The organism is Fibrobacter sp. UWB15 (genome assembly GCF_900177705.1).
In the GTDB taxonomy this organism is placed as follows: Bacteria; Fibrobacterota; Fibrobacteria; order Fibrobacterales; family Fibrobacteraceae; genus Fibrobacter.
On sequence record NZ_FXBA01000004.1, the window covers coordinates 39,583 to 53,459 of the forward strand.

A 13,877-nucleotide genomic window follows, 5' to 3' on the forward strand; every position below is an offset into this window, starting at 1 on the left:
GATGTTATTTCTACAATATTTCGCTAAAAAAAGTCCACATTTTACAAAAAAAGAAGCCTTTCAAAAAAAAGCTCTGTGCCTCGTCAATGTAAAAGCACCCCGGCATTCGCCGGGGCGCCTTTGTTTGGTATCATCGATTTATCGGAAAATGTTTATTGATTTCGCTTCGCGGTAGCTGCCGGTTGTCACCTTCACGATATAGGATCCCGCCGGCATTTGACTTAGGTCAAAAGAATGCGTATGCGCACCTGCGTTCTGCACGCCAACCATTTCTTGGGCAATTAAAGCACCAAATCCCGTAAACAGGCTGATTTTTACATTGTCACGCAGCGGAAGCGTGTAGCGAACCTCGATCTGTCCGCGACGAAGCGCAAGGTCGACATGATTCGAAAGCCCCTCGAGTCCATACATCAACGCCGTTGTCGCATCTCCACTCCCTTTTTCGTTGGTGATAGTCACATTTACCTTGAACAGCACCGACTTTCCGTTGTACGAAAGCCCCTGCGTAAAGCTGTACTTTTCGCCGTCCTTCACGCTGTTCGGATAATGTCCGACGGCAAGCGTCCCCTTCGACAAGTCGGCTTCGCTGAACACGTAGGCGGACTCACCCCATTCCACCACCTTGCCGTCTTTGCTGAACCAATGGCCCGGCGCAGTGGCGGTGCTGTTGGTCACCATGTTGCCGTCGCTTTCCTGGGCAAAGAAGGTCGCCTGGGAAAGAGTCGCCGCAGTAAGTCCAAGCTTTTGCGCGATTTCATTTACATCAAATTTTGCCGCAACCGTCGCATAATTGTCGTCAATCGGAAGCGTCACTGAGATAGAATATGTCGTGGCACCGTCCAAGACAATCTTTTCGGAACTGCTGGAAGCCACCACGCTGCTGGAGCTTGCGGGAGCGACAGAGCTGCTCGATGCCACAGAACTACTGGACGCAACCGGGGTTTCGCCGATTTCGGGCCACTTGTAATCCAATTTGAAGTCGTTGTAATACTTGATGTTTGCGGCCCCTGCGCCACTTACGCCCGTTTCCAGTTTCAACTTATAATCGTAATGCAGCTTGCGAATTCCCGTATTGCCGGTGTACTGGTAATCGGTATTCACGATGACCGCGAAAACCATCTGCGCACCGTTTGTCGAAGAAGGCGTCTTGTCCAGGCGAAGCGTCGCAGAGCCCTCGCCCGTAATGGGTTCGCTGTACACAGGTGTACCGTCAGTCGCGCGGTAGCACAGCAAGAAGTTCATGTTCTTGTTATTGGAATTTGCGCCGTTCGGGTAGAAGCTCACGGTTACTTCCTTTGCGCCGTTTTGCACCTTCAGCGGAACCACGTTCGAGCCAGACCAACCCGGAGTTGTTTCCTGATTCGGTACAAGGTAACCGTTGCTTTCCGTCACCGTCTGGTAGGGCGTCATGGTCCAGGTGTAGCTTTTCCTGTTATTGTCCCACATGTCCTGTTCCCAGTAGGTGTCGCTTCCAAAATGCTGGTTCAGCAAATTCTTGATTTCGCCGGACCATTTTTTCATGTCAAGCATTGCAAGCCTTGCGCGGAATTCGGTAATGAGCCTGCGTACGCCCGCATCGCCCAAGCCTTTTTCAAGGCCGTAGGTTTCGAGCAGGTATTTGGTCTTGCCGTAAGCGTTTCCGTAAATCCAGCGAACAGCCCCCGTTCCAATCCATGTGCCGATAAACGTCGGGAAGATGTTGCTGTACTGCGAGCCCCCCAGCAGGTAACGCTGATTCTTACCAGTCACGCCACCGTCATCGGCACCGCCGCCAGGGCCACCGAAAGTGCCGTCAATGAGCCAGCCCGAATAGCATTCGATCGGCATAAACGGCGCAATGACCGTTGCCGCATTCAAGAATCCCATGCCGCTGTAAACACCATCGCGATGACTGAACATATCCTGCTGAATCCAGGTGTTGCCCGCTTCTTGGAACCAGTGCGCATCCTTTGCACCGGGGTAACCGTTCGTCATCGAGTGGATTCCCTCGTGAATCATCGCATCCATCTGCGCCACGCGATCGCGGTAGGGGCAACTCGTGTTAAAACTGTAGAGCGGATAGAACGAAGCCGCCACCGCCGTGTAGCCCGCCACCCATGTCTGCCAACCACCCGTGGTATCGTCCTTCGCACCACCGGCACAAGTACCCGAGCCATAGTAATAAACGGCACTGTACTGGCCTTCTTGCGCCTGGGCATCCGGCGCCCATCCCATCTCATTGTACAGGTACTCGAAATCGGTATCGTACTTCTTGAGAATCGAATCAATCGTCACGTCGGTAATGCGGCTGTCGCGATCCTTGCCCCAGTAAAACGCCCACCATTTACCGGCCTTCTTTCCGGTAACGCCCGAACAATTGTTGTTGAACTTGGTCGGCGGCTGAATGTCGCCCAGATTAGACTTCGTGTCGTAATCCAGGTCGCTGCGGTAACCGGGCCATGTGTAAGCATCACCCGACACAGCGTATGTGTGAACACCTAAGGCAGCCGACAAAACGGCGCCTGGAATCAATCCCAAACAACTTTTTTGCATAACACACTCCAACTTTTATGCTGACATAAAAAATACTCCCTAGCAAGCTAAGGAGTGTCGAAAACTTTGTTTACGTGTTGTCTACAGACAACGATTGCTCCACTACCTTAAAGACGAGAGCATTTTCTTCGGGACTGGAATATTAATGTTTGGTGAAGCCCTCGCACAATGTAGTGGCCTTGCGGGAGGCTAGACTTCAATTGTTCCCATTCGCTGTAAAAGCCCTGCTTGATCAGTTTTCCTGTCAAGGAGAAAATTTGCACCTTGGTCATAGGCGAAATGGTGAACTCGACATCGGTTGCAATCAACCGCGTTGTGTTTTCGGAGCTACTTGAAGAACTCGTAACGCTACTAGAACTTACTTCGGCGACAGAACTTGAGCTAACAATCACCGGGTCGATTTTCGTTCCTTTTTCATATTCGCTGATATCAATTTTACCAATGCCAGAATAATTTGTCACCAAGCCCTTCACATCGCCTACGGGATCTGCACTATAGCTGTAGACGCTCTTGGGATTGAAAGTTCCCTTAGGGATTTCCGTATCGTAAGTGACCCATGCGGTATCCTTGGAAGTAAGCGAAGTACCGGGATTTACGGAAATCTTCATTTTTTTGCTGTTACAGCCACTACTCTGGAAGTTGGCGCAGCCTTCGTAATAGTTTCCAACAATGGTAGCCACGCCATCATCGCCAGCGAAAATCGCCTTGCTGAGGCCCGCATAGTGATTATTTTCAAAGTAGTCGTCAGAACCATAGCGAACATTCGGGCCGTTGCCTGTTCCCTGACCGAGAACATAGTTGTTATAAAGGTGAATTTTAGTATGGCGCATCATGGGAGTACGTGCATCCAGGTCCTTATAAAAGTTATGGTGGATAGTTATTTCATGACGAAGACTATCTCCGTTGCTATTGCCAATGAGGCTTCCCTTATGATGGTTGTGGAAATAATTCCAGCTAAAAGTCGCATTGTAAATGTTGTTCTTGGCATCCAGCAGACCATCGTAGCGGTCCTTGTTGCTGGTGTAGGCATTATAGAATTCGCAGTGATCGATCCAAATGTTATGGCTTCCCTGCTTATTCTTGTCAGCCCAGTTAGTGGCAGCAGAGTCCGCAGAAATCGCGATGCAGTCCGGGTCATTGAGGACAACTTCTGCCCCATTGCGGAAAGCGATCACCTTGTTTTCGTCGGTTTTGCTAATGGGAACATCGCTCATGGTGAACTTGATGTTACGAATGATGATGTTATGTTTATTCTGAATCATCAGGCCCACTCGATTAAGGAACGCCGATTCGCCTTTACCGATGATCGTCTTGTTATTGCCGACCAAGACCAATTCGCCATAAGTCGTTGCCGTACCCGAAGAGGCCACATGGCCATTTTCATCGATAAACGTCTTGATACCGGTATTGATTTCACCCTTCACGATAATGACGTAAGGAGTTTCCAAATCTTCGGCGTACTGCTTAAATTCTGCAAAGTTGGAGACTTCCACAACCTTGCCCCCGTTACCGCCGGTAGTGCCCCCTTCCAAAGTGGCATACCCCACCATATCGAAGTTAGGGGTAGCCGCAAAGAGCCCCACATTCATCAAGAGAATTGCCAAATATTTTGCTTTCATTTTCCACCTCTTTATTAAAACCAACTGACGCTCCAACGGAAAGGTTCCGCGGATTTTACCGAACGCCCCAACGCATTGAACCTCGGAGCATCTTTACGCCTGTCAGCAGGGGCCACCCTGCGGCGAATAACAGTCGTTGTAGCACTGCTAGAAGACACTTCCGAAGAACTGGATTCTGCTGCAATTTCGCCATATTCGTAAGGTCCAAGATCCGGTGCCGAGCCAACATAATCAAAGCCAATTTCCGTCCCCTTGTCAATCAAGACGCTCCCTTTTTTCAGGCGGAACAACTTTGTGTACGGGAGCAGTCCATCCGCATTTCGGGCAATCGTCGCAAGGCTCGTGTCCAACGACTCAAAGTCATCGTCACTCACAGTCACCGAAATGCTCCAGGAATTCGTTTCCTGTTCGCTAGACGAACCAAAAGAGTCGGCATTTTTGCCCTTATAAGAGATATTGTTCCGCAGGTGATGCTTTTGCCCCGCATTCAGCGCCCCACCCATTCCATAATTGGCGGCACCACTGCTTCCGTTGCGGTAAGCAAGGCTCTGTTCCACCGTAATGCCACCCGTATTGTTGTTCTGGTCAAAGCCCTTTACCGGATTATCAAACGCAATACAACGCGTGCAACGGTGATTCGCTTGGGCTTTATTGCCGCCCATCTTAAAGCCATTGCCGTTTCCATCAAAGAGCTCGGCCGCATAGCCAAAAACATTGACCCCATTCCGGAACGCCCAGGAATCATAGACAATGACACTGTCGGGCGAATCAAAAAAGTCAAAACCGTCGTCGGAATTTTCCCAAGCACGGCAGTTGATGAACACATTTCCTGCTCCCTGAGTCTGCTTGCTCGCAAAGCCGTCAGCCATGCCGCCCTTTTTCTTGGGGTCATAATTACGGTACGCATCTACATTGACCACCAGCGTATGATTCCCGCCCTTGTTAATTTCCAAACCGGAATTGCGGTTTTCGAAAAACGACATGTTGTAGAACTTGTTGTACGACCCTGTCACATAGGCTCCCTGGTATCCCGCACGGGTAATGGCGAGACCGTGAAGTTCGTAATAACTGCCGGTCATGCTCAGCCCCACGCCCTTGTCGACATAGGTGAGTTCCGGGAACTGGAAGTCTATCACGGCAGTCGCATGGCCCGCCGCATAGAACACAATGGGCTTGTCCGCCATTCCTGACTTAGAAAGTGTAATCGTATTCGCCTGACCCTCTGTATAGGGCACCTGGTATGTTCCCGCTTCAAAAAAGACGGTATCTCCGGCGGAGGCCTTAGTCATGGCCGAAATAAAATCGTCGCCAGGCTTTACATGGGTATTCCCGGCAAGCGCCAAAACGGCAAAAGCTGCCGTCAAAATTTCCACCAAGCGGATATTCTTCAAATAATTCATCCCAAGTACATCCTTTGATATTCCGACAAACATTCATTCCTGTTCTCAAAAATATTCTCAAAATATAAAAACAGAATATAAGTTATTCTTTTCGTAAAGTCAATAGATACAGCGATTTTTTTTGCAAAAATGTTCTCATTTTTACAAAAAAATAATTATTTATGGATTACGCCTAGCGGGCCGAAAGGGCTGGCCAGTAATTTTCGGGACGCTGGTTCAGGTAGGTAAGGCGAGTCCAGTCGTCATCGCGGTAACAGCTACCGAGCATGAGTTCGTCAATCGTACCGGTAAAGCCGCCGACTTCAAAGTCTGCGACATCACGAACGCCCGTCCAAGCGATTTGTTCCGGATCCGTTTCTATCTTACGGTCGTTCACGTAGAAATTGGACTGCGATATCGTATGGCGGCTAAAGGCGACATACACCCACTCGCCCGCCTTGATATCTGACATTCCCGACAACCAAGCATATTTCACAGAATCGGAACTTGAATCGGGAACCCAGAGGTCCACGACAAAGCCTTTCTCTGGAACATAGCGCAATGCATATTCCTTGGACTTTTTGAAAATGGTCTGCTCCGATTCAAGACTTTCGAGCTTTACCCATACAGAGAAGCAGAAATATCCGCTGCCGTCATAATTCAAGTTCACCTTGCGCGAGGAATCAGCCGCACTCGAATTCTCGACGACAATAACATCGCCTTCATCAAGTTCCACTCCCCTACCAACAACACCGTCGGCAGCCACGACCCCTGTCGGCAGACCTTCGAAGTAGCCCTTTTCTGCTCCATCGTCCACAGGTGCAAGGCCGCTATCGAAATGCCACACCAAAGAATAGCTGCGGTTCGTGGGGAACACATCCTTTGCGTACGCGGGGTTCATGGTGTTGTCAAAATGGAGTTCCAGGGAATCTGAAACATTCAGCGAATCGACACGCACCCAGAACACGGTCTCCTTGGCAGAAGCGTCAAAGTAAGTCTGCGTAATGGGGAGTTTCTTGCTGCGGTTTCCGTCCTGCGAAATGCGCACGGCCTCCCAGCGGCCGTTCACCACCTCCGCAGAATCGAAAGAAATTTCCTTATCCGTCAAGCGAATGGCCAGCGGGAAATCGCTCACGACGGTGCCGAGCGAATCGATTTCTTCGGGGAGTGCGAGCGGAGCTTTCAATGTGTACGTCACCGAATCGCCCCAGACTGTAGTCTCTTCAGGCTTTACAGAAACATCCTTAAATCCAAACGGACTCATGCCATCCATGTAAACAATAAGTTCAAACGTGTCTGCCGGGAGGCTATCGACCACGATTTTCCCGTTCTGCACGGAGACACTTCTGCGAATAGTCGTCCCAATGACAATCGCCTCGCCGCTTTGGTTTTCGCGGAAAGCGCCCGATACGAGAAGTTTGACCGTACCCGGACCTTGCAAAGTGTCATTTACAGCAAGGGGCTCGTCCTCTTCGGCATTCAGGTTCTGCAGCAGGAGCATCTGGCCAGATTCCTGGTGGAAAGCCTCCAAGGAGAAACTGCCCGACGGGATGGTGTCAAACTCATAATTTCCGTTTTCATCCGTTTCGGTTTCGAACGCGGAAGGCAGAACCTGTTCGGCCTTGCTTGCCGCAAGAATATTGTAGTCGCCCGGCACGCACTGTACACGCGCATGTGCGGCCGGCTTGCCGCCGTCCAACATCAAGATACCCGCGAGTTCCGGGGAACCCGTTTCGGCACTATTGCCCGCCACTTGGCTGTTCGAAGAACAACCCACAAAAAGGGCAACGAAACCCGCTAAAAAGTATTTCAAAGTATCCATCACCACTAATATAAATATAGTTTCGTCAAAAAGGAAAACAAATATTCACTATTATAACGCGTTGTTTCTAGACAACGGGAATATTGCACTATCACCCCTCTTCGCAACCATTTTTCTTACATTTAAGGCATGGGCGAAAAGAAACCGACAAAAAGAATCTTCGAATACCTGGATTACCGGGAATTTTTGAAAGATTACTACAACGCAAAGAAAGAGGCGAACCCCGCCTTTTCGCTTCGCGTGTTTTCGGACAAAATCGGTTTCAAGGCCAAGGACTTTATTAGCCGCGTCATGAACGGCGACAAAAACCTTTCGAGCCAGAGTATCCCCAAAGTAGCTTCGGGACTCCGCCTTGGCAAGCATGAAGCTGAATTTTTCGTGGCGCTTGTCAAGTTTAACCAGGCCGAAACCACCGACGAACGCAACGTCGCCTTCGAACAAATGCAGGCCGTGCTCAAAGTCGTACGATTCGCCGAAAAGCAGCACCTGCTCGGGCATGCACAGTACATGGTATATTCCGACTGGCGACATCTCACAATCCGTAGCCTGATTGGCATGTTCGGTTTTGACGGCAACTACGAGGCGCTCGCCAAGCAAGTTCGTCCAAACATCACTGTCGAACAGGCAAAACAGTCCGTAAAGCTACTCAAAGAATGTCAACTCATCAAGAAAGATGAATCGGGCAAGTACGTGCTGACCGAAAGCGCCATTACCACTGGCGATCGCACCTCGAAACTCGCACTCCGCGGCTATCACCAGAATTGCCTAAAGCTCGCTGCAGATTCCATTGACCGCGACGCTCCTGGCACGCGCCATGTTTCGGGCCTTACGCTTGGAATCAGCCAAGAAGGCTACGAACGCATTGTAGAGCGAATCAACGCCTTCCGTAAAGAAATCGCGCTCCTCGCCGAAGAAGACGAAGGGAGCGATAAAGTTTTCCAACTGGAATTTGCCCTGTTCCCCGTCGGCGGGAAATAACTTTCCATAATTTTTATACAAAAACGCCCCGACATTCGTCGGGACGCCTTGTTTGGTATTGAAAACTACTTTGCGAATGTGGGCTGCACTGCCTTGCGGTTACCTGCACGTAGCGCATTCACCGAGCGGCCGTTCACGTAGAACAGGCGGCCCGGCTGCTGCATATTCTGCCTACGTTGCGGAAGCGGGCGCACAAACGTCGTCGAATCACCCGCAGAAATTTCCGTAGAATCCGCAGTCGAATCGACCGGCGCAGCCGACGTATCGACCGGAACGACAATCGGCGTTACAGCGGTATCCTTCGGCGTGGTATCGACCGGCACTATAACAGGCGACACATAGCCGTATTCGTACGCACCCAAATCCGGAGCCTTGCCCTCGTACTTGAGCCCCACATTCACGCCCTTGTCAATCATCTGGCTATTTTTCGCGAGCTTCAGGAAGTCAATATCCGGAAGGCTACCGTCGGCCTGGCGCGGGCCGAACGCACCACCGAGAGGTCCGAGTTCCTTGCCCGTCACGGTCATGCTCGGGTCCGACACACTCACGAAATCCGATTCCTTCGGGGTGATGTTCAGGTTCCAGGTATTGTATTCACCCGCCGCATATTCGCCGCCAATGTAGGCCGTCTTGTTCGGGAAGGCGATATTGTTTTTCATCACGTGAGCCTTGCTCCCCTTGAGCACGACACCGTCGGTGCGGTTGTCATTTGCATCCCAGGTGCTCGCCCACATGTTGAACGCAGTACCGTTCATATAGGCCGTATTGTTGAACCAGTCGTTACCGCCGCTGCTGTGGTTTGCGTAAAAGCCCGATGCCTTGTTTTTCCAGGCGACGCAGTTGCGGATGGTGTGGCGCACACCCGTCTTGCTGCTCCCCGCCTTGAAACCGTTGCCGTTTCCGTCCTTCGGCTTGCCGGTCCCGTAGTTGCTGTAGCCGTGGCCCATTGCCCAGCTGTTCTCGATAACCACCGGGAACTCCTGGCTAATAAAATCCCAGCCGTCGTCGCTGTTCCACCAGGCACGACAACCGATGAACTTCGTCGTATCGCCACCCTGCTGGTAGTGCACGCCAAAGCCGTCGGCATTCTGGCCGTCGCCCTGGCGTCCGTTAGGGTCGTAGTTGTCGTGGCTGTCGCAGTTCAAGAACAAATGTCCGCCGCCGCTTCCCGAGCCCTTCTCGTTTACGAAGAATCCCGAGCCGCCGTTGTGGTGGCTATCGATCAACTCCAAGAAGATATGCTTGCTGCGGGACACGTACACGCCCACATTCGATTCGCCCTTCATAGGAACGTTCTTGACTTCGAGCCCCTTCAGGTGCAGGTACTGCGCCTGGATAAGGATACCCGAAGTGTACCTTACGTTGTTCGAACCGTCGGCAATCGGCATTTTGCTAAAGTCGATGACCGGCTTTTCGCCTGGGTACGCGAGGTAATGAATTCGCTTGTTGTCACTTGAACCGCTCTTGGTCAGGTGAATGCCCGCGAACATGTTGTCGTTTTTCACATACGACGTATCCGTATGCAAGTAGGTGCCGCCGCGAATCCAGACGGTATCGCCCGCGTTCACCACGGAATTCGCCTTGTTGAGGGTTGCAAACGGGCTATCCTTCGTTCCCTTGTTCGTATTCTTGCCATCGGGGGCCACGTAGTAGGTCGCCCCGAAAGTTTCCGCAGCAGCCAAGGCAATCACGGCCGCACACAACACGCGCTTCATTTTCATAAACACCTCATCCCGTTACTTTGAATATATCTTAATTTTCGACGCGCGGTTCTTCAATGCACCCACAGAACGTCCGTTCACCAGGAAGTTCCGGCCACCGTTACGGAGCGTATTGCTACGCACGGGGATCCTCTGGAGTACCGTCGTGCCGCTGTCGCCCACCGCCGAGTCGCCAGGATTGACAGGGACCACCGCGTTTTTATCCACGAACTCGATGCGGTCGATATTCGGGCCGCCATCCTTCGTGAGCGATGCGATGGTGATGGCGCTTGCACCCGCAGGCAACCTGAGCGTCACCACGCTAGAATCCCACGATTCCCAGGCACCCGTCGATCCGAAGTCCACCGATTCCACCTGCACCTTGCCATTCACCGCAACACTTACCGGGCGGTTTGCCGTAGAGCCGTTCGCAAAGACAATCTTCACGTCCTTATCGCCCTCGTCGGCAGCAACCACGGAAAGCGTCAGCGAAGAACCCACCTCGTTATCGAGATTCGCGTAGCCCTTGCCCGAAAAGCCCTCGTGCGTCGACTCGAGAACCGTCTTGTTGAACACGCCATTTTCCGCTTCGTACTTGAGCGAATCCTTGCCCACGAACTTGAAGGTCGCGCCCAGGTTCACATCCTTGCCGAGACTTGCCACCGTGTATTCCTTGCCGTTACCCGTATTGTCGCCGGTCCACGCCACAAATTCCCAGCCCTCCTGCGGAACGGCGGTAAAGGTCACCTTGCTGCCTTCCGAAATTTCACTGCCTTCAATGCTCTGCGCAATCGAGCCGCCGTAAGCGACAGTCGTCTTCACGTTGTACTTCTTTACGACCTTGCCGTTCTGCACCCAGTCCGGGAGCGTCGCGTTGTATTTTTTCGCAATATCGCGCAATTCCCTAAGGCGCGCGTTCGCCGTATATTTCTGGCCGTCGCGATCAAACATCGGCTTGTTGCTGTAGCGGGTCGGTTCCCACACGAAGGTCCCCCAGCCCAAGTCTCCAAATTCATAGAACACCGAGTTCACGAGGGCCGTACGTTCGCCCGTATATTCGCAGCTCAGCACCGCCTTCTTGTTCTTGACCACGAGCCCGAACATATCGCGCCAATCCTGCCCGTTGTTCGTGGTGCCGTAGGTGGAACCGCAAATGGCATCGTAGTCGATATTCGCGTGAATCTTGCTGTACCAATCCGCGAAGCCCTTCTCGGGGCGCGGCTGGCCATGCTGCATCACAATCTTGATGGAAGGATCCGTCTCGCGCACCGCACGCACACCCGAATTGATGATGTTCGCGAAGTCCGCCGTCTTGCTCAGCGAAACGCCCGCCACCCTCGAGTTGATTTCGTTACCCACCTGCACCATGTCGGGGCGCAGCCCCGCCTTCATGAGCGCATCCATGGTCGTCTTCACGTGATTATAGGCGAGCTTGCCCATCTCGGCATTGCTCTTGCCCGCCCAAGAGGCCGGAACATCCTGATGGCCGATGGAAGCCCACGTGTCGCTCATGTGGAAATCTAGGAAGAACCCCATGTTGTGCGCCTTGATGCGCTTGGCGAGCGCAATGGTATGTTCCAGGTCGCACCAGCACACGTTGGAATTTGCACCGGAGTAACTCTCCTTGGCGTAGCCGATGCACGAATTCACGAAGGTGCGCACGCGGATAAAGTTGATTCCATGATTTTGCAGGATATCAAAGAGATCCTGCTGCTTGCCGTTATCGTAGTACTTTGCCCCTAACGACTCGTCTTCGAGCACCCACGAGACATCGACACCCACGATATACGGGCGCGCAAGCGCCGCAACCGCCACGGCACCCAGAACCAGCGCCGTTTTCCTGATGATTTTTCCCAATCCAAACATCCTTCACTCCTTTGTTTTTTGTTAGCATCTTGTTGTACTATAAATTGTACTACAATTTTCTATAAATATAACTCTTTTTACTACAAAGCGTACTATATTTTTTGAAAAAATTTAAAATTGGCGATTTTGGGCGAAAAACGGGAAAAAACGACCCCCGCAGACACCTAATCTGCGTTGTCACCTTGTAATGCCTAGCTTTCTTTTTCTGCCTGAATCCTCTGCGATTCCTTCAACACTTCGTCCAACGTGAAATCTTCTTGCGTAAAGAAGAAGGTATTCTTGCCCAAATCCTTGAGCGAAGCCCCGAAGTGGTAGGCCGTATCGTCTATGAACAAGAATCGGTCGTGCATTCCGTAACTAGGCAGAACGTGCATCGGGCTATCGGGATATTGCTCGTTGTAAGTTGCCAGGTCTAACTCGAGAACCTTGCTCTTGTCATAGGTATAAATAGTCACGGAAACGCCTTTTTCCCGCTTGAGCATCATCGTCAAGGTTTTCTCGTTTACATATCTATCGATCAGCACAATTCTCTTTTTGGCTTGGCGAATCAGGTTGCAGACAAATACATAGGCATCGAACTCCTGGTTGTTGTAAAATAAACCCTTGGTTTTGAGCTCGCCACGGTCCATCGCCTCGAAAAGTGAGTCGATTTTATGATCATGATCTAAAAGACGGGCGTCTTGTTCCAAATCTTTTGCTTCGACATTAGAAAGACGATTGACGATTCCGCCATTTTGATATAAATACTGCCGCATGGCGACAAACGCATCCATGATTGCGATGGATACATTCACGGCAACCTTGCTTTTCAGGACGGATGAAAGCATGGCAAAGCCCTGTTCCGTAAAAACATAGGGCTTAAACCTGTCTCCGCCCCAACTTGAAATCACATTTTGTGATTTCAAGTTGTCTAATTCACTTTTTTCCAATTGGAAACAATATCTGTCGGGGAAACGTTCTATATTTCGCTTGACGGCCTGATTTATCGCCCTAGTTTCAACACCGTATAATGTTGCAATATCGCGGTCCAACAGCACCTGCTTGCCACGAACAACCCGAATCATCTTTTCTACATCCAACTCCATAAGCGGGTTAGGTGCGAGATTATCCGTTTTTTCGGTCTTTCTTCTAGCCATCTTCTACTCCAATCCGCCTACAAGCGAAAAAAGGCGGGGTAAAGTGTTCTCGATACAAATATACATTCCTCGTATGTCATATTATGACAATCGGCGATTTTCGCGGAAATTTTGGCAATTTTGAGGAAAATCGCCCCCTGTAGGCGGTTGAATTCTGCGTTTTTTTTGCTTTTTTTCTTGCCTTCCGGACGTGGCGTCACCTTTTGACACCGGAATAATTTATATTTTGGATGAAAATAGAGTTTTTGCTCTTGTTCTCCATCTGGAAACTAGACACTTTCATGAATACGGAGAATGAGGCGAACGCTCACGTCTGCGACCGGCTTAGGCCTGCCGCATCGTTTTGGTACATGCATATTTGATAAATCTGCCTGTAGGCAAGCGGCCATTATGGGGCGTGAGTTGTTTGCGCTTATTGTATTCGGGCAGTCTAGGCCTCCAGATGATAGGTGCATTCAACTCCACGCCTTTTTTGTATTCAGAAAAAGCTTGGAAGTGTCTGCAAGAATGAGAGTGAACGCTCGTTGAGTATCGCTCTTGTTCTTCATCTGGAAACTAGACACTTTCACGAATACGAGAATAAGGCAATGACTCGCCACCGCCCGTGAATTGCATGGGCGTAGTGTACCCTGGGCGTATTGTATCCGCTCGGGATTGTTTTGCAACGTCATTGCGAACCCTGAAAGGGTGAAGCAATCCATTGCAAGATTATGCGGGTGTATTGTATTCTTTTGAAAATGTCGCGCTTTTAGGCGAGGAGTGAGTCGGCTCCCCGCCGTTCTTTTTGCCCGCCCCCCGGCCAAGTGAATCGGCAAGAACCGCTCCCGCGAGAGTGAACTCGTTCA

At 51.0% G+C, this 13,877-nt stretch carries 8 protein-coding genes; 1 reads left to right on the top strand and 7 read right to left on the bottom strand.

What is annotated here, in order from left to right; translation table 11 throughout:
• Window positions 1-138 precede the first annotated feature (138 nt).
• The 4 genes from B9Y58_RS07710 to B9Y58_RS07725 form a co-directional block, all read right to left on the bottom strand.
• Window positions 139-2,532, bottom strand: a complete 2,394-nt coding sequence (locus B9Y58_RS07710; protein WP_073057592.1) for a DUF4859 domain-containing protein — start codon at window positions 2,530-2,532, stop codon at window positions 139-141.
• A gap of 107 nt (window positions 2,533-2,639) precedes the next feature.
• Window positions 2,640-4,151 carry a pectate lyase family protein gene (locus B9Y58_RS07715; protein ID WP_072976513.1) on the bottom strand — a complete coding sequence of 504 codons (1,512 nt, stop codon included), beginning with the start codon at window positions 4,149-4,151 and terminating at the stop codon, window positions 2,640-2,642.
• Between the two features lie 14 nt (window positions 4,152-4,165).
• Entirely contained in the window at window positions 4,166-5,551 is a 1,386-nt protein-coding gene (locus B9Y58_RS07720; RefSeq protein ID WP_199220980.1) for a right-handed parallel beta-helix repeat-containing protein, read from the bottom strand.
• Window positions 5,552-5,723: 172 nt separating this feature from the next.
• Window positions 5,724-7,352, bottom strand: a complete 1,629-nt coding sequence (locus tag B9Y58_RS07725) for a LamG-like jellyroll fold domain-containing protein (protein ID WP_073057587.1) — start codon at window positions 7,350-7,352, stop codon at window positions 5,724-5,726.
• A 129-nt stretch (window positions 7,353-7,481) separates the two neighbouring features.
• Here B9Y58_RS07725 and B9Y58_RS07730 point away from each other — a divergent pair, with 129 nt between their 5' ends.
• Complete coding sequence (locus tag B9Y58_RS07730; RefSeq protein WP_073057585.1) at window positions 7,482-8,330, top strand: TIGR02147 family protein; 849 nt, start codon at window positions 7,482-7,484, stop codon at window positions 8,328-8,330.
• Between the two features lie 65 nt (window positions 8,331-8,395).
• Here the strand turns inward: B9Y58_RS07730 and B9Y58_RS07735 are convergent, their stop codons facing one another.
• From B9Y58_RS07735 to B9Y58_RS07745, 3 genes are all read right to left on the bottom strand, one after another.
• Window positions 8,396-10,051 (bottom strand): right-handed parallel beta-helix repeat-containing protein, encoded by a 1,656-nt coding sequence (locus tag B9Y58_RS07735; protein WP_085534898.1) that lies wholly within the window; start codon window positions 10,049-10,051, stop codon window positions 8,396-8,398.
• A 15-nt stretch (window positions 10,052-10,066) separates the two neighbouring features.
• A complete protein-coding gene (locus tag B9Y58_RS07740) occupies window positions 10,067-11,896 on the bottom strand; it encodes a glycosyl hydrolase 53 family protein (RefSeq protein WP_085534899.1) in 1,830 nt (609 codons plus the stop codon).
• Window positions 11,897-12,087: 191 nt separating this feature from the next.
• Window positions 12,088-13,032: an ORF6N domain-containing protein gene (locus tag B9Y58_RS07745; RefSeq protein ID WP_073057581.1), complete on the bottom strand. Its 945-nt coding sequence runs from the start codon at window positions 13,030-13,032 to the stop codon at window positions 12,088-12,090.
• Window positions 13,033-13,877 lie beyond the last annotated feature (845 nt).